Source organism: Amycolatopsis thailandensis (assembly GCF_002234405.1).
In the GTDB taxonomy this organism is placed as follows: Bacteria; Actinomycetota; Actinomycetes; order Mycobacteriales; family Pseudonocardiaceae; genus Amycolatopsis; species Amycolatopsis thailandensis.
In genome coordinates, this window is sequence record NZ_NMQT01000131.1 from 1 (window position 1) to 17,086 (window position 17,086).

A 17,086-nucleotide genomic window follows, 5' to 3' on the forward strand; every position below is an offset into this window, starting at 1 on the left:
CTCACGACCACCCCGACCGAGTTATCCACAGCCACCCCTCCTCTCAGCTCTGTTATCCACAGATTCGCTCCTAGCTCTCCACAGTGGCGGTTCAGCGGCGATCGTCGAAGGGTGCCCACCCACAAACGCTGGTCCGAGGAGTCGATCCCGGCCGAACAACGCCCGAGCTGGCCGGTCCTTCTGCGTGAACAACAGGGAATCGTCTCGAGAAACCAACTACGCGCCTACGGCCACACCATGTCGGACATCAGGGCAAATCTCTCAGGCGGCCGCTGGCAGCGAGTTCTCCCGCGCGTTTACTCGACGTTCACCGGTGAGTTGTCGCGTTCGGCGAAGATCCACGCCGCACTGCTCTACGGGAGCGGTCACGCCGTCTTGAGCCATCGCACGGCCGCGGAAGAATGGAAAATTCTCCCGATCATCGAGGGACCTGTGGAAATCACAGTCCCTTACACTTTCTCGGCCATCTCGCAGACACCTGTGGTCATAGTGCACAGATCCCGTGCACTGCCTCATATCGCCGCCGGAACGAATCCACCGCGGACCAGGATCACGGACACGATTCTCGACCTCGCCACCGCGCAGCGGACACCGCGGCAGGCGACGAACGTCATCGTCGATCTGCTCGGCCGGACCAAGGTCTCGGTCGCGACCATGCAAGCGTGCGTACTCGTCCGGCCACCGTTCCGCTATCGGCCCGCCATCCGATACGGCCTCGCGCTCGTCGGCGGTGGACTCATGTCGGCGCTCGAAGTGGCCTACAAAGAGGACGTCGAGGACGGGCACGGCCTACCGCGAGGAAGTCGGCAGACACCCATCGAGGTGGACGGCAAGAAACTTTGGGAGGACGTCACCTACGACGCACAGGGCGCCGCGGTGACGGTCCGGCTGGACGGCCGCGCGACCCATGCCACGCCCGGCGTCGCCTTCCGAGACCGTCGCCGCGACAACGCCGCGGAGCTGGCAGGGCGAGCACGACTCGTCTACGGCTGGCAGGACGTCCGAGACTCGCCGTGCCTCGTCGCCACCGAGGTTCGGGCCATCCTGGTCCGCGAGGGCTGGGACCCGACAGGTGCGCGAGCGGGGACGTGCCGGAGGTGCGGAGGGTGAAGGTGAGTGGTCGGTACAGGTGGTCGTGAGTGGTAAGTGACGTTAGAACGTCACTTACCACTCACGACCAACCCGACCCACGCCCCACCTTCACCGCCCCACCTTCACCCGGCCCACCTTCACCGCCCCACCTTCACCCGGCCCCCTTACCCCGCCCCCCTTACCCGACCCACTTCGCGGCCAGCCCCTCACCCACCGAGGTCGCCTTCCCGTGGTCCTCGATCGGCGACACCTTCGAGTTCTTGAAGCAGATGTAGGTGACCCCGGAGTCGACGCCGCCGTTCGCCGGGTCCGGGTTGATGCCCAGCGACTTCGCGGTCGCGTAGGACGCCTCGCCGATGATGTCCTTCGGCCCGGTGTCACCGATGACGGTGTAGAGCACCTTGTTGTTGTAGATCACCGCGCACGAGCCGGCGCCCTTGAGCCCGGACTTTTCGAAGTTCCAGGTGCTGCTGATGCTCGGCACGACGATGTAGGGCGTCTGGTCGGCGATCAGCGCCTTGCCGTCGGAGCGCGGGTACGCGGTGCCGTCCTGGAACCACGGGTCGGTGTTCTTGTTGCACCGCGGGGTCGGCTGCCCGTCACAGTCGACGTCCATGTCGGCCTTCCAGAACACGGCGTTTCCCGCGTCGCAGACCGCGATGGTCCGGCCGGTTTCGTCGTCGGTCTTGTACTTGCCGTTCGAAATCTGGTTACAACTCGTGGTCTTCGCCAGCAGTTGCTGCGCGGTCGGCCCCGCCTGTGTCGAAGGGGCCGCCGAGGCCGCCGCCGCGGGGGCCAGTCCGGCGGCCACCACCATCGCCGAGAACAGGAGCAACTTCCGCATACCGTGCACCCCTTAGTTAATAAGGCTTCTTTACCGAGGGTGCTCAGGATGCAGCCGGGCACGGGTCGACTCAAGACCCGGCGGGGGGGGTTGTTTTCCAACCATGCGACGAAAACCGGTCAAAAGCGGGCAAGCCTGGCGACTCGCGCCATCATCCGTCCCGCTCGGCGGTACAGGCCATCCCGCTCACCGAGCACGCTGTCGATCCACTCCTGGTCGACGTCGTGCCGGACCTCGGTCCGCGGCCGCAGCCAGCTGTCGCGCGGCACCGCACCGCCTTCGTTCGTGTACACCCGGGTCGCGCCGGAACGCCGGAGCCTGCTGAGCACGCGCCGGTCGTAGGCGCCGAACGGCGGCGCGAACGCGCGTACGGGTTTCCCGCTCAGGTCGGCGAGCAGCTTCGGCGCGGCTTCGAGTTCGCGGCGGGCGTGCCTGCCGTCGAGCCGCCGCCAGTCGCGGTGCTCCCAGCCGTGCGAGCCGATCGACATCCCCGCGTCGCTCAAGCTCCGGAGGTCGTCGGCGTCGACGAAACCCCGCTGGCCGATCCGGCCCGCCAGCGGGAAGAACTCCGCCGTGAGATCGCGCTCCACCAGTCTGGGGAGCGCGATCTCGACGTCGGAGACGTTGCCGTCGTCGAAGGTGAGCCCGACATCGTCCCGTCCGGCCACCGTGTCGAGCACGCGCTCGAACTGGTCGACCGTCACCCATGTCTCGTTTTCGCCTGGATCGAGCGCGCGCACGGGCCTGCCCACGCCGCCAATCGCCAGGATCACCATCCGCGCCTCATTCGGGACCGAGTCTGTTTCCCGATTAATCGAGTTGGCGAATGGAGTAGTTACATGATCCCGCAAGGTGTCCACGAACGGATTACTTGCGGATCTCCAGGGTGCAGCACTTCGGACCGCCGCCGGCCTTCCTGAGCTCGGAAATGTCCACGAAGACGACTTCGTAGCCACGGTCGGTCAGCCGCGCCGCCAACCCGGTCGCCTCGACCGGCAGGACGACGTTGCGGCCGTCGGACACCCCGTTCAGCCCAAAGCACTCGGCGTCGGCCCGGTCCGCGATTACCGCGTCGGGGAACATCCGCTCCAGCACCTTCCGCGACCCGGCGGAGAAGGCCTCCGGGTAGTAGACGATCTGCGCGGACGTGGTGTCGGTGGTCTCGGCGAGCACGAACAGCGCGGTGTCGAGGTGGTAGTAGCTCGGGTCGATCAGCCGCAGCGAGACGACCGGGACACCGAGGACCTCCTGAGCCTCGGCGTGCGCGGCCGGGTCGGTCCGGAAACCGGTGCCGGCGAGCAGGATCTTGCCGGTCCAGGCGAAGTCGCCTTCGGCCTCGTTGATCTTCTCGGGCATGGTGATGTCGCGGTAGCCGTGCTCGACGAACCAGCGGCGGAAGTGCTCGGCCTCGGCGGTGCGCTGCGGGGCGCGGAACCTCGAGCCGAGGACGCGGCCGTCGACGACGGTGCCGGAGTTCGCCGCGAACACCATGTCGGGCAGGCCGGGCTGGGCGTCGATCTCCTCGACCGTGTGGCCGAGGCGTCGGTAGGTGTCTCGGAGTTCGGTCCATTGCGCCATGGCGGTCTCGACGCTGACCGGGACCGAGGGGTCCATCCACGGGTTGATGACGTAATCCACCGCGAAGTACCGCGGCGGGCACATGAGGTAGCGGCGCGTCGTGGGTACACGGGGCTGCTGCTCCAGTTCCGGCATACCCGAAGGGTAAGGCTCACCTAATTCCGCAATCAATCGCTGTTCGCTGCGCACATACCTGCTAAACATTGCGTGTGAACACCATCGACCAGCGAATCGTTTCATGCCTGATGGCCAACGCGAGGTCCAGTTACGCCGACATCGGCAAAGTCGTGGGCCTGTCGGCGCCCGCGGTGAAACGACGGGTCGACAGACTGCTCGAAACCGGGGTCCTGCGCGGGTTCACCGCGGTCGTGGACCCCGAGGCACTGGGCTGGGGCACCGAGGCGTTCGTCGAGATGACCTGCAACGGCAACATCACCCCGGCCCGGATCCGCGCCCGGCTGGAACCGTTGCCGGAGGTCGTCGCGGCCTACACGGTGTCCGGCGCGGCCGACGCGATCGTCCACCTGCGCGCGTCGGACATCCATCACCTGGAGACCGCGCTGGAGCGGCTGCGCGGACTGGAGATCGTCGACCGCACGGTCTCCACCGTCGTCCTTTCCCGGTTGCTGGAACGCCCGCCGACGCCGGAAGCGTGACACCCTCGGGCCCGTGACCGATCAGATCCGCTCCAGCCACGACGGCGGCGTCGCCGTACTCACCATCGACGCCCCCGCGACCCGCAACGCCCTGACCCTCGACCTGTCCGCGCAGCTGGTCGAGGCCGTCGCACGCGCCGAAGCCGACGAAAGTGTCCACGCTTTGGTCATCACCGGCGCTCCGCCGGCCTTTTGCGCGGGCGCCGACCTGGACACCCTCGCCGACGCCCGGGAGGACGGACTCCGCGCGATCTATGCCGGGTTTCTCTCGGTGGCGCGCTGTTCCCTGCCGACGATCGCCGCTGTCGGCGGCGCGGCCGTCGGCGCCGGATTGAACCTCGCGCTCGCCGCGGACGTCCGCATCGTGGGAAAAAGGGCAAAGTTCGTGGCCAGATTTCTCGATCTCGGCATCCATCCCGGCGGCGGGATGACGTGGATGATCCAGCGGCTCGTCGGACCGCAGAAGGCCGCGGCGATGACACTCTTCGGTGAGGTCGTCGGCGCCGAAGCCGCTGTCGAATGCGGACTCGCGCTCCGGCTCGTCGAGGGGGACCTGATCGAGGCCGCCCGTGAACTGGCGAAACCGGCCGTCGAGGCGCCGCGCGACGTCCTCCTGGCCACCAAACGCACGCTTCGGCACACCGCTTCACTGACCGACCATTCGGCCGCCGTCGACGCCGAGATCGAGCCGCAGATCGCGTCGCTCACCGCGCCCGCGTTCGCCGAACGGCTCACCAGGCTGCGAGCGGCCATTACCGGCCGATGACCGTTCCTCGACCGGACTTCACTACGCTGGAAGGAGATACGCCTCACAATCGGGGCGCGTCCTTGACCGTTACCATCGGTAACACTTAAACCGGAAAATCCCCGCTCAGCGCCGAGCTCAGGACACTCCAGAAGTAGGTCCAGACCGTTTTTACGGCAACCTGGGAAGTGTGCCGAGGACTAACCTCGGAACATGGCACCTGTGACCTGGCCGACACCGCCGGGCGAGGCACGCCGGACTCCGGCACGGCCGGGGACGAGGTACGTCGGGAGAGAGGGAATCCCTGTCCTATGAGCACGAGTGCGAACGGCAACGGCTCCTTGTCGGCCGTCAGGCCGACCGAGGTCGCCAAGCTGGACCGGGTGGTCATCCGGTTCGCCGGTGACTCCGGTGACGGCATGCAGCTGACGGGCGACAGGTTCACTTCGGAAGCGGCCGCCTTCGGCAACGACCTGTCCACCATGCCGAACTTTCCCGCGGAAATCCGCGCGCCACAGGGCACCATCCCGGGCGTCTCGAGCTTCCAGGTGCACTTCGCCGACTACGACATCCTGACGCCGGGCGACCGGCCGGACGTCCTGGTCGCGATGAACCCCGCCGCCCTGAAGGCCAACCTCGCGGATGTCCCGTCAGGCGGGACGATCATCCTCAACACCGACGAGTTCTCGAAGCGGAACCTGGTCAAGGTCGGTTTCGAGAACGACCCGCTCGACGACGACACCCTTTCGGCCTATCAAGTCCACCGGGTCGCCATGTCGACGTTGACCAGAGGCGCGCTCGAAGAGACCGGACTGTCCAAAAAGGACGCCGAACGCGCGAAGAACATGTTCGCGCTCGGGCTGCTCTCCTGGATGTACCACCGGCCGACCGAGGGCACGGAGCGGTTCCTGCGCGAGAAGTTCGCGAAGAAGGCCGACATCGCCGAGGCCAACATCCTGGCCTTCCGGGCCGGCTGGAACTACGGCGAGACGACGGAGTCGTTCGCGACGACGTACGAGGTCGCGCCCGCGAAGCTGAACCAGGGCACGTACCGCCAGATCACCGGGAACACCGCGCTGGCGTACGGGCTGGTCGCCGCCGGGCAGCAGTCCGGGCTGCAGATCCTGCTGGGCACGTACCCGATCACCCCGGCGTCGGACATCCTCCACGAGCTGTCCAAGCACAAGAACTACGGCATCCTGACCTTCCAGGCCGAGGACGAGATCGCCGGCATCGGCGCGGCGCTCGGCGCCTCCTACGGCGGTGCGCTGGGCGTCACCTCGACGTCCGGGCCCGGTGTCGCGCTGAAGTCCGAGGCCATCGGCCTCGCGGTGATGACCGAGCTGCCGCTGGTCGTCGTCGACGTCCAGCGCGGCGGCCCGTCCACCGGGCTGCCGACCAAGACCGAGCAGGCCGACCTGTTGCAGGCCATGTTCGGCCGCAACGGTGAATCCCCGGTGCCGATCGTCGCGCCGCTGTCCCCCGCGGACTGCTTCGACGCGGCGCTGGAGGCCACCCGGATCGCGCTGAAGTACCGCACCCCCGTGTTCCTGCTGTCGGACGGCGCGATCGCGAACGGGTCGGAGCCGTGGCTGGTCCCGGACGTCGAGCAGCTTCCGGACCTGCGGGTGGAATTCGCCACCGAGCCGAATGCCGAGGACGGATCCGGGGAATTCTGGCCCTATGTCCGCGACCCCGAGACCCTCGCCCGAGCCTGGGCGGTGCCAGGCGCGGCCGGACTCCAGCACCGCATCGGCGGCCTGGAGAAGGCCGACAAGACCGGCCACATCTCCTACGACCCCGACAACCACGAGAAGATGGTCCGCCTGCGGCAGGCCAAGATCGACGGCATCGACGTCGGAGATCTCGTCGTCGACGACCCGAGCGGCGGCAAGGCCCGGGTGCTGGCGCTCGGCTGGGGCTCCTCCTACGGGCCGATCGGCGCCGCGTGCCGCCGGGTCCGCAAGGAGGGCATGCCGATCGCGCAGGCGCATCTGCGGCATCTCAACCCGTTCCCGGGCAACCTCGGTGACGTACTCCGTTCGTACGACACCGTCGTCGTCCCTGAAATGAACCTCGGCCAGCTGTCGATGCTCCTGAGGGCCAAGTACCTCGTCGACGTGAAGTCGTACACGAAGGTCGCCGGGCTGCCCTTCAAGGCGGAGGAGCTGCAAGGCGTGTTCACGGAGATCATCACCAGTACGGAGGCGGCGAAGTGACCGCGATTGACCTGGGGATTCCCACACTCGGCGGCCTGGACCTGGTCCCGGCCGAAACCGAACCGCAGAAGGCGAAGGACTACAAGTCGGACCAGGAGGTCCGCTGGTGTCCCGGCTGCGGGGACTACGTCGTGCTCAACGCCGTGCAGTCGTTCCTGCCGACGCTCGGCCTCAAGCGCGAGAACATCGTGTTCATCTCGGGCATCGGGTGCTCGTCCCGGTTCCCGTACTACCTGAACACCTACGGCATGCACTCGATCCACGGCCGCGCGCCGTCGATCGCGACCGGGCTCGCGACAGCGAGGCCGGACCTGTCGGTGTGGGTCGTCACCGGTGACGGCGACGCGCTGTCCATCGGCGGCAACCACCTGATCCACGCGTTGCGGCGCAACGTGAACATCAAGATCCTGCTGTTCAACAACCGGATCTACGGCCTCACCAAGGGCCAGTACTCGCCGACGTCCGGGCCGGGCATGGTCACGAAGTCCACCCCGATGGGCTCGGTCGACACCCCGTTCAACCCGCTTTCCCTGGCCATCGGCGCCGAGGCGTCGTTCGTCGGCCGCGCGCTCGACTCGGACCGCAAGGGCCTGACCGAGGTGCTGGAGGCCGCCGCGAAGCACCGCGGGTCGGCGCTGGTGGAGATCTACCAGAACTGCCCGATCTTCAACGACGGCGCGTTCGACGTCCTCAAGGACAAGGACGAGGCCGCCACCCGGCTCATCCCGCTGAAGTCCGGCGAGCCGATCAAGTTCGGGCCGCAGGGCGAGTACGGCGTCACGCGAAGCGGGTGGGCCGGGCTGGAGGTCGGGAAGGTCGCGAACATCGGCGAGGAGAACCTCGTCGTGCACGACCCGGCGATCGAGGACACCTCGTACGCCTTCGCGCTTTCGCGGATCGGTGACCAGAACCTGAACCACGTGCCGACCGGCATCCTGCGCCAAGTCGAGCGGCCCACCTACGACGACCAGGCGCGTGCCCAGGTCGAGGAGGCCCAGGCTGCTCGCAAGCCGGACCTCCAGGGCCTCCTACGCGGCAAAGACACCTGGACTGTCGTGTAGGTCGCGCGCGGCAGCGAAACCCGACCGGCGGACTGACGGCTCGGTAGCGCGTCAGCGCGACGAGTCGTCCGCACTGCGCGCGCCCTCTTTCGGGCCGGAGGCCCACGGAAACGCGATGAAGGGGCGCCTTCACGCTGAGCTTGACGCTCAGTGCGAACGGCGCCCCTTCGGCGCGTTTCCGTCAGCGCGCGCTCAAGATAACGGCCGGAAGCCAACTCGCTCCGCGTCAGCGGCGGAGCGGAACCAGACCTCCGCGACCATCTTCGGGAACTGGGGCGACTCCTCGGTGCAGTACCGCAGAGCCGTCACGCTGGCCTTGACCGCGAAGTCGTCGGCGGGACGGCCACCACCCGGCCGCGGCATCGCCGAACCGGGACCGAACGGGCCGGGCGGGACGGACTCCGAGACAGGAGCGGCGGCCTGGCGCGCGGGCGGCGGCTCCGGCGCCGGCATCGCGTCACCCGGCTGGACGGCCGGCTCGAACAGCGAACCGCTCTGCCCACCGGACAGCTCCGGCTCGCGACGTTCGATCGCCCGCATCGACGGCTGGATCGGCTGCGGCGGCTCGAAACCGCCGCGCACCGCGCCCCGCGGTGTGCGCTTGGGCAGCACCTGGGTGGCTTCGGCGGGGGTCTCGGGCTCCGATTCGAGGAGACCGGCCTTCGCCTCTTCGTCGGAACCGAAGGCGTACGCGGGCGGGTCGTCGTGCAGCGCTTCTTCCCGCTCGAACCAGCTGGTCTCGACGGGCGCCTGCTCCGTTTCGACGCGCGAAGCGGGGCTGAACAGCGACACCGGCTCCGGCTGCGTCTCGGCGCCTTCCGGGTCCAACTGGATCTCCAGGCGGGACCGGTACGGGCCCTCGCCCGGCAAGACCGGCTGCGGCTCCGGCAGCGGCTCGGGCGGGAGCAGGGGTTCGGGTTCCGCTTCGACGTCCAGCTTCGACGCGGGCTGGAGGTACTCGGTCGCCGCGGCGGCGTACGGGTTCTCCGGCTGAGACTCGGGCTCGGGTTCCGGCTCCAGCTGGGCAGCCGGGATGAACTGTGTCCGCTCGGCCGCGGTTTCCGGGTCGGAGTCGGGCTCCAGGTCCGGCTGAGGCGCGGTGCGGTACTCGGCCTCGTACTCGTCTTCGGGCTCGAAGGTCTGCGGCTCGACCGGCTCCGAAGGCTCCAGGGCCTGCACCGGCTCCGCGGGCTCGAAGATCTGCGTCGCGGTGGGTTCGGGCGCGGTTTCCTCGACGAAGTCCTCACGCACATCCCGAACGGGCTCCGGGGCCTGTTCCTCGACGGGTTCGGTCCACTGCGACGGCGCGGGCTCCTGCTCGGTGAGCGTCTCGGGGTACGCGGGCCGTGGCTCCTCGGCGGCCGCGAACTCCTCGTCCAGCTCGTCGTGCGACGGCTTGGTGAGGTACGCGGTCCCGCCCGCGACGGCCGCGGCCCCCGCGCCGAGGCTCACCCCGGCGGGCAGCCTGGACTTCTCGGCGTGCGCGGTGGCCAGCGAACTTTCCAGCTCACGGACGCGCTTGCGCGCCGGGATCACCAGCACCAGCCAGGTGAGCAGCGCGCCGACGACGAACGCCAGCAGACTCCACAGCCAAACCTGTCCGAAAATGGACATCCAACCCGCCCTTTGTCAATGCGTTCGCGCGACCAGGTAGTCGGCGACCGATTCGCAGGCGTCCCGGGCGGGCGACGCGGGCAGCGCCGCGAGCTCGGCACGCGCCCGACGAGCGTAGTCGGAAAGAGTTTCGCGTGCGCGTTCGAGTCCGGACGAGGCGCGCAGCAGGTCCAGGGCCTCGGCGACGAGCTTGTCGTCGGAGATCGGCCCCGACAGCAGCTCGACCAGGCGCGGGTCGGTGGCCGGGTCGGCCAGCGCGTACAGCATCGGAAGAGTGCGGACGCCCTCGCGCAGGTCCGTGCCCTGGGCCTTGCCGAGTTCGTCGGAGGCGGACGCGATGTCGATGACGTCGTCGGAGATCTGGAACGCCGTCCCGATGATGTCGCCGAAGCGGCGGAGCGCGTCGATGTAGTCGTCGGGCGCGCCGGACATCATCCCGCCGAACCGGCCGGAGGTGGCGATCAGCGAACCGGTCTTCTGCGCGATGACCGTGAGGTAGTGCTCGACGGCGTCGTCGCCTTCGCCAGGGCCGACCGTCTCGCGCATCTGGCCGGTGACCAGCTCGCCGAAGGTCTCGGCGATGATCCGGGCCGCGTCGGTGCCGAGGTCGGCGACCAGCCGCGAGGCGTGCGCGAACAGGAAGTCGCCGGTCAGGATGGCGATGGTGTTGTCCCAGCGGGCGTTGACGCTCTCCGCGCCGCGGCGCATCGTCGCCTCGTCCATCACGTCGTCGTGGTACAGCGTCGCGAGGTGCACCAGCTCGACCGCCGCGGCGGCGGTGACCACCTGGTCGCCCTGCTTCGGCCCGAACTGCGAAGCCAGTAGCGTGAACAGCGGACGGAAACGTTTGCCCCCCGCCTCGACCAGGTGCGAAGCGGCGTCCTCGACGGCCTTGACGTCACTGCGGACGACGTCGCGGAGGAGCGTCTCGACGTCGGCGAGACCGGTCGCGAGGGTGCGCAAGAGCTGCTCGTCGGCGATCTGGAGCCCGACGGACGCGCGCAGGTCCTCGATGGCACCACCTGGGGCAGGTGAAGACACAGACACGTCGGCTCCGCTCTCTTTGACACCGTTCGGGGTTGCTTCCAGCGTAGTGGCTACCCGCTGAGCCCTGTTGACCTGCTGTCCAGGGGAAACGGTGACGAACATGACACCCCCGCCACGTATCCTGCCCACCTTGGCACGAACTGGGGGAACACCATGGAGAGACCGGACGATTCCGGCGACAGACCGGCGTGGGCGCCTCCCGCCGAAGACTATCGGGAGCAGCGCTCGACGGTGGGGATCACCGTCGTCCTCTTCGCCGTGTTCATGGCGTTGATGCTGGTCGTGGCAGCGCTCGTGGTGGGCGGTTTGAAGCAGTCGAAGGCGGACACCGTCCAGACCCGGCAGCCGACGCTCTCGCCGTCCTCGACGGCTGTGACATCCGTGACGCCGCCGACGTCACACGCCGAGGTACCGACCCGCAAACTCGAGACGGCGGCCAACCCGATCGTCGCCCCGGGCGTGACGATGCCGAAGGTGACCTGCGAGCTGCCCAAGCTCCATCGCGCGCAGGAGAAGCTGGAGGCGTTCCACTCGGCGCTGATCCCCTGCCTGGAGCGGGCGTGGCATCCGATCCTGACCCAGGTCGGCGAGCCGCGGATCCCTGTCGCGGTCAACGTCCACGACGTCAAGAACACCGCCTGCGGCCCTGCGCCGCCTCCCGACGAGGCGATGGGCTTCTACTGCTGGGATGGTGCGACGATCTTCCTTCCGCTGCCGAGGCAACTGGAGGACGGCGATCCGCCGAAGATCCTCGAACTGAGCAGGCGGTTCGAACTCCAGGCGGACTGCTTCAGCGCGATGTTCCTCGCCAACGCCGCCGGGCGCGGCTCGATCGGCGCCGGGATGGTCATCCAGCTCAGGCAGAGCACGTTCGAGAACAGCGACACCCACGGCTCGTCGAAGAGCGCCTCGCTGTGGCAGAAGCGCGGCCTGGCGGCGAAGGACACCTCCGCGTGCAACACCTTCGTCGCACCGGCGAAGGAGGTCTCCTGATCGTCCGGGCTCAGCGGCGACGGATCTTGATGTCGTCCATGCAGGTCGCCTTCCCCGCGACGTCGCGGTAGGGATAGCCCTTCGCGTCCAGCAGCTCCATGACCTTCAGCTCCGCCTCGTCGAGCACGTCGCGTTCCTCTTCGCCCTGAAGCGTGACGCGGTAGGTGAACGCGCCGAGGTGCGCGCTGTAGGTGAGCAGGCCGTCCTCGGTGAACCCGATCGCCTGATGGTGACTCAGCTCGGCAAGCAGCCGGGCGCGGGTGTCGGCGTCCGGGTGGTCGAACTTGCCGTTGACGAGGACGCGGTAGGTCGGCATGCGCCCGAATATACAGACCTGTATCCGGATACGAACCTGAATATCCAATGGGTGCCCATGATCCACGGTCGAGTGAAACGACCGTCGCACGCGCAACGGTCGAATCCGACACGCAGATAGTGATCACAAAGGAAGAACGGCCGATCCGGCTCGCTCTCCGTCACGTGAGGAGGAAGCCCATGCGCATCACCATCGCAAGCCGGGCCGGCCTGGTCGGCGCGCTGCTGCTGGCCGGTCTCGGCGCCGGGGTGGCACCGGCCGCCGCCGCGAACCCCGCGGGCGTGGCCTCGCTCGGTTCCGCCGCCTTCACCAAGGGCAACGCGACGCCGATTTCGATCTCGTCGCTCGCCGACTGCGCGGTCGAGGGACCGACGGCCAACTCGTCCGGGGCCGTGAGCAAGACCGGGATCACGTTCGGTGGTGGCACCTCGACGTGCACGACCACCGTCGTCGACCCCGCGAACGACGTGACCACGACGAAGTCGGAGGCCAAGGGGGAGAACTTCGAGCTGTCGGCGCTGGTTTCGTCGAGCGGCCCGCGGATCAAGATCAGGTCCTATTCGGTCAGCTGCACGGCGACCCAGAACAACACGAACGCGAGCTGGACCTACGGCGGCGCGACCGGGATCGGCACCCTGCCGTCACCGGTGCCGGTCGGTTACGTCAAGCCGATCACCAAGTCCAACGGCACCCTGCTCGCCGAAGCGGTCTTCAACGAGCAGACGCTGCCGGGCGACGGCAGCATCGGGCTGACCATGCTGCGGATCAAGTTCGCCCCGGCCTCGAACATCACCGGCGAAGTGGTCATCGGGCGCACGGCCTGCTCCCCCACTCCGTAAGCCACCCTCCGAAAAGGGGTGTCCGGCGCCGCGCCGGGCACCCCTTTTCTCTTCTGGCTTATATAAGTCTGCGCTGATATCTTGGCCGCAGCCGAGCCGAGGAGGGCACCGATGGTCGACGTGACCAGTCAGATCAACTCCGTCCAGCGCAAGCTGGGCAAGCGCGTGGTCGAAGCCGGCGAGGCGGTGACGGCGACCGTCAGCCAGGTCTACGACACCGGCATCGACGATCTCTGGAACGCCTGCACCGACCCAGAACGCATCCCGCGCTGGTTCCTGCCGGTCAGCGGCGATCTGCGCGTCGGCGGCAAGTACCAGCTCGAAGGCAACGCGGGCGGGACCATCGAACGCTGTGATCCCCCGAAGAGCTTCGCCGCGACCTGGGAGTACGGCGGCGACGTCAGCTGGATCGAGGTCCGGCTGAGCCCCGAAGCCGACGGGCGCACGCGGTTCGAGCTCGACCACACCGCCGTTCCGAACGAGCATTGGAACCGGTTCGGGCCGGGCGCCGTCGGCATCGGCTGGGACATGATGGTGAACGGGCTCGCGCTGCACCTCGAATCCGGCGAGGCCGCCGACCCCGAGGCGGCCATGGCCTGGATGACCAGCGAAGAGGGCGTGCGATTCATGACCCTGAGCAACGAGGCCTGGTACGAGGCCGACGTCGCCAACGGAACCGACGCGGACACCGCCCGCACACGCGCCGACGCCACCTTGGCCGCTTACACCGCGCCGCCGGAGAGCTGAAGGTCTTCGGCGAGTTCGGGGGCGAGAAGCAGGTCGATGAGCTCGTCGTCCGCGCGGAAGACGGCGCGGGCACCGGGCATCCCCGCCTGCCGGAGCATCGCGTGGAGGACGTCGGCGTGCGGCTGGTCGAGCAGCGTCCAGGCCATCGCGCGCCGCTTCGCGTCGTCGCCCAGTTCGCGCGCGGTCCACCAGCCCATGACGAGCGCGCTCACCTGGTTGACCGCCGTTTCCCGCCCACGCGCCAGTTGCGCGCGATTCAGCCCGCACACCTTGATGGTCTGCTCGCCCTTTTCGGTCAACGCGCGGTAGGTCCCGATCGACAACACCAGGAACAGGTGGTCCAGCGGGTCTTCGGCGGTCGGGTCGATCAGCAGGCTGTCGCCGTCGCCGTCGACCGGGAACAGGTCGCGTTTGTGGTGGCTGTTGCAGTACTCGCAGGCGAGCAGGTGGTTGAGCCAGTCGAACGCGCGCCCGGGATTCCGCGCGATCGGCTCGAAATGGTCCACAGTGGACCCGAGGCCGTCGCCGCAGTACATGCAGTAGCCGCGGCCGGCGGCCATGACGTCCAGGCCCGCCCGCAAGGAACGCCGCACGGCACGGGAAACGCGCCAGAGCCGGCGTGCTTCTTTGCTGTCACCGGAAGGGATCCGCGCGGTCAGCTCTTCGAGATCGGCCACCACCCGCCCCGGCAGCGCGATCCGGCGGATCCCGATCACCGATCGTCGGCCTCGAACCGCCTGGCCACTTCGTCCACCCGGCTCGGCGGCGAACTGCTCAGCATGCCCCGGAGGCGTTCCCACTCCCGGACACCTTTCGCGTCCGCCCGGCCGGAGGCCACTTGGAACTCGAGCTCGGCGAGGTGTTCCCGCAGTTCGACGGCCTGCGGCGAATAGGGCGTGTCCAGGCCGAAAAGATCGGAGAGCACGGCGTCGTCCCCGCTGCCGAACACGACCCGCTCGTACAGCTCCTCGGAGACCACGCGCGGCGGGACCTGCTCGGCGGGCCCGGACAGCCGGATGAGCCCGCCGGGGTCGGCGGCCTGGCAGACGTACGGGCTGTGCGTGGTGACGATGAACTGGATCCGCGGGAAATGGGCCTTGAACCACGGCCCCATGCGTTTCTGCCACGACACGTGGAGATGCGCGTCCACCTCGTCGATGATCACGACACCGGGACTCTCGTGATCGAGGCCCGCGCCGTCGAGCTGTTTGAGCAGGTCGACCACGAGCGCGGTCACCGTGCGATAGCCGTCGCTCATCTCGCGCAACGGGAACCTGTCGCCGCGATACTCGACCCAGAGCCCGTCCGAATCGACGTCCCGGATCCGGTAACCACCGGGCAGAAGGCCGTCGCCGAGGATCTCCAGCGCCGTGTCCTTCAGTTCACGAGCACCCGCTTTTCCTTCCAGGGCACGGAGATGCTGATTGATCAGCCAGGTGACGCCCTCGGCGAGCGAGGCGTCTTCGTGGAACAGGCTGGCCATCCGCGCGAGCGATCCCGCGCCGCGCATCCACGACTCGGCCTCGCCGCTGCCGCCCGCCAGCCGCCGGAAAGGCCCGTACGCCGCGCAGAACGGCTGGCCCGGCGGCAGTCCGGAGATCGGCAGCAGACCGGAGTCGAGCCAGCGGACCTCGACCGGTGCCGGCCCCTCCTCGCGCATCACCGACAGCTCGATCGACCCCGACGTCTGGTCCATCGAGATCCAGCTGCCGGCGTCCGACAGCAGGCCCCAGGCCACGTCCGGCGCCGCCGCGACCGCGATGGCACGCAGGAGCGACGTCTTGCCCGAGCCGTTGCGCCCGGCGAGCACCACCCAGCCGGGGCCGGGCAGCCGGAGGTCGACCGCGCGAGCGCCGCTGAAGCCGCGGATGTTCTCCAGCCGGACCCGCTCGATGTACATGGAGAAAGCTTACGACGGCGCGGACGTCACCTCGCCATCCGAAAGTGGGTCGCCATCACGAGTTCCATCACAGCGTGTGCCCTGGCGACGTCCACCGTCGAGACGGTCTTGAAGCGATCCCAGTCGTCGATCCCGCGCTCCTGCTGGGGTGCGATCTTCAGCCTGACATGGCCAGGTGAGTCAAGGTTGCCGAGCGGCGAGACGTAGAGGGAGAACTCACGGTCGTCCGTCGAACGGAACGTGACGCCGGGGTTTCCGCTGAACCTGGTCTGATGGTGGTCCTTGTAGGTCTTGTTCGGATCCGCGAGCCATTCCCCCGGCGCGCCGCCGTTCGCGGTGGCCCCGGCCTCGATCTGAAGCCGATGCCGCGGTTCGACGAAGTAGCAGGAGCCCGGCGTGGCGATCGGCTCGAACTCGGGTCCGAAAGTCTTCTGGACCGCGTCGCGGAAGACCGCGCATTCGACGTTCGGATCGGCGGCACCGGCGGCGAGGATCAGCTCGGCGCCCGTGGGCACCTGAGCCTCGACCGCCGGATCGCAGTTCTCGCCTTTGGTGGTGGAGACCCAGTTCGCGCACGCGCCGACCCTCCCGTTGTCTTGGCCGTCCGGCGGGTACACGAGGTCGCGGGGAAGTTTCGCGGCTCCGGCGGTGGCGAAGTCGCGGAGGAGTTCGCAATCCTTGCTCCGGCTCATCCCGAGTTCGAACTTGACCGCGCGCTGGAAACTGACCGGTACCGTGATCGCGCAGCCGCTGACGCCGCCATCACGGCGGGTTTCGACCTGATAGGCCTTCACTCCGGCGAGGTCGACGACGGTCCCGTCGTTCCGGAGCCACGCGTGGCTTGGATCCACGTCGTGGACGTAGACGAGATCTTCGTAACCGTCTCGGTAGAGCGTGCACCACTTCTTGCCGTCCTTGACCTCGGGTTCGCGTGTGACAGGCCGGGTGTCGCCGCCTTTCCGGCGGTCATAAGCGGCCTGATCGATCAGCCGACAGAAATCGAATGCGGCCAGCGCCGCGTCGACGACCTGTTCGTCGCGGTCGGCGGGACGCTGTTGTTTCGGATGCCATTTCGGAAACTGCGGTCGCGGTGGGGGTGTATCAACGGAATCCGCACATGCCGCCAACAGGCTGGCGATCACTGCGCCGAGAATCACTCTTCGGAACTTCATTACGCAGAGTATGCGAATCTCAGGTGTGAGCTACCAGGTAGAACACCAATTCCCTGGACGAGTTCACCTGAAGGGTTTTCACGGATAGTCACCAGAGTTCTTGACTCTATTCAGAGAGGAACGGGGCTTTATGCAGACGGGTTCGCCACCCGGGGAACCCTGGTAATCTTCCCGGCGTCGGATTACGCAGGGTGCATCGGGGAGACGCGCCTTGTAGCCACGGGAGGGGCGGATGACGACGGTGACTTCGGGGTGGCTTCGGC

17 protein-coding genes are annotated in these 17,086 nt (G+C 68.1%); 8 read left to right on the plus strand and 9 right to left on the minus strand.

The window, feature by feature from the left end:
- Positions 1-489: 489 nt before the first annotated feature.
- Entirely contained in the window at positions 490-1,110 is a 621-nt protein-coding gene (locus CFP71_RS45165) for a hypothetical protein (protein WP_244199946.1), read from the plus strand.
- A 160-nt stretch (positions 1,111-1,270) separates the two neighbouring features.
- Here CFP71_RS45165 and CFP71_RS34055 read toward each other — a convergent pair whose 3' ends face one another.
- The 3 genes from CFP71_RS34055 to ddaH form a co-directional block, all read right to left on the minus strand.
- A complete protein-coding gene (locus CFP71_RS34055; protein ID WP_093938056.1) occupies positions 1,271-1,936 on the minus strand; it encodes a glycoside hydrolase family 75 protein in 666 nt (221 codons plus the stop codon).
- Positions 1,937-2,055: 119 nt separating this feature from the next.
- Positions 2,056-2,712 (minus strand): polysaccharide deacetylase family protein, encoded by a 657-nt coding sequence (locus CFP71_RS34060; RefSeq protein ID WP_093938057.1) that lies wholly within the window; start codon positions 2,710-2,712, stop codon positions 2,056-2,058.
- 91 nt (positions 2,713-2,803) lie between these two features.
- On the minus strand, positions 2,804-3,649 hold the full coding sequence (ddaH, locus tag CFP71_RS34065; RefSeq protein WP_208636093.1) for a dimethylargininase: 846 nt from the start codon (positions 3,647-3,649) through the stop codon (positions 2,804-2,806).
- 74 nt (positions 3,650-3,723) lie between these two features.
- Here ddaH and CFP71_RS34070 point away from each other — a divergent pair, with 74 nt between their 5' ends.
- The 4 genes from CFP71_RS34070 (at position 3,724) to CFP71_RS34085 (ending at position 8,195) form a co-directional block, all read left to right on the plus strand.
- Positions 3,724-4,170: an Lrp/AsnC family transcriptional regulator gene (locus CFP71_RS34070; protein ID WP_005151923.1), complete on the plus strand. Its 447-nt coding sequence runs from the start codon at positions 3,724-3,726 to the stop codon at positions 4,168-4,170.
- A 13-nt stretch (positions 4,171-4,183) separates the two neighbouring features.
- On the plus strand, positions 4,184-4,936 hold the full coding sequence (locus tag CFP71_RS34075; RefSeq protein WP_093938059.1) for an enoyl-CoA hydratase: 753 nt from the start codon (positions 4,184-4,186) through the stop codon (positions 4,934-4,936).
- A gap of 290 nt (positions 4,937-5,226) precedes the next feature.
- Positions 5,227-7,134 (plus strand): 2-oxoacid:acceptor oxidoreductase subunit alpha, encoded by a 1,908-nt coding sequence (locus tag CFP71_RS34080; protein WP_093938060.1) that lies wholly within the window; start codon positions 5,227-5,229, stop codon positions 7,132-7,134.
- Positions 7,131-8,195, plus strand: coding sequence for a 2-oxoacid:ferredoxin oxidoreductase subunit beta (locus CFP71_RS34085; RefSeq protein ID WP_093938061.1), 1,065 nt, complete (start codon positions 7,131-7,133; stop codon positions 8,193-8,195). Before CFP71_RS34080 ends, CFP71_RS34085 begins: the two co-directional genes overlap by 4 nt.
- Before the next feature lie 192 nt (positions 8,196-8,387).
- Here CFP71_RS34085 and CFP71_RS34090 read toward each other — a convergent pair whose 3' ends face one another.
- Both CFP71_RS34090 and CFP71_RS34095 read right to left on the minus strand, forming a co-directional pair.
- The gene (locus CFP71_RS34090) at positions 8,388-9,809 is read right to left on the minus strand and encodes a sunset domain-containing protein (protein WP_093938062.1); all 1,422 of its coding nucleotides are present in this window, start codon (positions 9,807-9,809) and stop codon (positions 8,388-8,390) included.
- Positions 9,810-9,824: 15 nt separating this feature from the next.
- Positions 9,825-10,850 (minus strand): polyprenyl synthetase family protein, encoded by a 1,026-nt coding sequence (locus CFP71_RS34095; RefSeq protein WP_005151913.1) that lies wholly within the window; start codon positions 10,848-10,850, stop codon positions 9,825-9,827.
- Positions 10,851-11,009: 159 nt separating this feature from the next.
- On the opposite strand from CFP71_RS34095, the gene CFP71_RS34100 reads away from it, so the two are divergent.
- Positions 11,010-11,849 (plus strand): neutral zinc metallopeptidase, encoded by an 840-nt coding sequence (locus CFP71_RS34100; protein WP_093938063.1) that lies wholly within the window; start codon positions 11,010-11,012, stop codon positions 11,847-11,849.
- 10 nt (positions 11,850-11,859) lie between these two features.
- On the opposite strand, the gene CFP71_RS34105 is transcribed toward CFP71_RS34100, so the two are convergent.
- Positions 11,860-12,165, minus strand: a complete 306-nt coding sequence (locus CFP71_RS34105; protein ID WP_093938064.1) for a DUF6204 family protein — start codon at positions 12,163-12,165, stop codon at positions 11,860-11,862.
- Between the two features lie 179 nt (positions 12,166-12,344).
- Here CFP71_RS34105 and CFP71_RS34110 point away from each other — a divergent pair, with 179 nt between their 5' ends.
- Together CFP71_RS34110 and CFP71_RS34115 are read left to right on the plus strand one after the other, a co-directional pair.
- Positions 12,345-13,004, plus strand: coding sequence for a hypothetical protein (locus tag CFP71_RS34110; RefSeq protein WP_093938065.1), 660 nt, complete (start codon positions 12,345-12,347; stop codon positions 13,002-13,004).
- 111 nt (positions 13,005-13,115) lie between these two features.
- Positions 13,116-13,751, plus strand: a complete 636-nt coding sequence (locus tag CFP71_RS34115) for an SRPBCC family protein (RefSeq protein ID WP_093938066.1) — start codon at positions 13,116-13,118, stop codon at positions 13,749-13,751.
- Here the strand turns inward: CFP71_RS34115 and CFP71_RS34120 are convergent.
- The 3 genes from CFP71_RS34120 to CFP71_RS34130 are packed head-to-tail and all read right to left on the minus strand — an operon-like array spanning position 13,727 to position 16,823.
- Positions 13,727-14,467: an HNH endonuclease gene (locus tag CFP71_RS34120; RefSeq protein ID WP_093938067.1), complete on the minus strand. Its 741-nt coding sequence runs from the start codon at positions 14,465-14,467 to the stop codon at positions 13,727-13,729. The two genes, CFP71_RS34115 and CFP71_RS34120, sit on opposite strands and share 25 nt — an antisense overlap.
- The gene (locus CFP71_RS34125; RefSeq protein ID WP_093938068.1) at positions 14,464-15,651 is read right to left on the minus strand and encodes an AAA family ATPase; all 1,188 of its coding nucleotides are present in this window, start codon (positions 15,649-15,651) and stop codon (positions 14,464-14,466) included. Before CFP71_RS34125 ends, CFP71_RS34120 begins: the two co-directional genes overlap by 4 nt.
- Positions 15,652-15,677: 26 nt before the next feature.
- Complete coding sequence (locus CFP71_RS34130) at positions 15,678-16,823, minus strand: hypothetical protein (RefSeq protein ID WP_244199947.1); 1,146 nt, start codon at positions 16,821-16,823, stop codon at positions 15,678-15,680.
- Positions 16,824-17,086 lie beyond the last annotated feature (263 nt).

Bases quoted from the DNA above. Each gene is read 5' to 3' on its own strand.
- CFP71_RS34055 (WP_093938056.1), bottom strand. From the start codon at position 1,936: ATGCGGAAGTTGCTCCTGTTCTCGGCGATGGTGGTGGCCGCCGGACTG.
- CFP71_RS34060 (WP_093938057.1), bottom strand. From the start codon at position 2,712: ATGGTGATCCTGGCGATTGGCGGCGTGGGCAGGCCCGTGCGCGCGCTC.
- ddaH (WP_208636093.1), bottom strand. From the start codon at position 3,649: ATGCCGGAACTGGAGCAGCAGCCCCGTGTACCCACGACGCGCCGCTAC.
- CFP71_RS34080 (WP_093938060.1), top strand. From the start codon at position 5,227: ATGAGCACGAGTGCGAACGGCAACGGCTCCTTGTCGGCCGTCAGGCCG.
- CFP71_RS34090 (WP_093938062.1), bottom strand. From the start codon at position 9,809: ATGTCCATTTTCGGACAGGTTTGGCTGTGGAGTCTGCTGGCGTTCGTC.
- CFP71_RS34100 (WP_093938063.1), top strand. From the start codon at position 11,010: ATGGAGAGACCGGACGATTCCGGCGACAGACCGGCGTGGGCGCCTCCC.
- CFP71_RS34105 (WP_093938064.1), bottom strand. From the start codon at position 12,165: ATGCCGACCTACCGCGTCCTCGTCAACGGCAAGTTCGACCACCCGGAC.
- CFP71_RS34110 (WP_093938065.1), top strand. From the start codon at position 12,345: ATGCGCATCACCATCGCAAGCCGGGCCGGCCTGGTCGGCGCGCTGCTG.
- CFP71_RS34115 (WP_093938066.1), top strand. From the start codon at position 13,116: ATGGTCGACGTGACCAGTCAGATCAACTCCGTCCAGCGCAAGCTGGGC.
- CFP71_RS34125 (WP_093938068.1), bottom strand. From the start codon at position 15,651: ATGTACATCGAGCGGGTCCGGCTGGAGAACATCCGCGGCTTCAGCGGC.
- CFP71_RS34130 (WP_244199947.1), bottom strand. From the start codon at position 16,823: ATGAAGTTCCGAAGAGTGATTCTCGGCGCAGTGATCGCCAGCCTGTTG.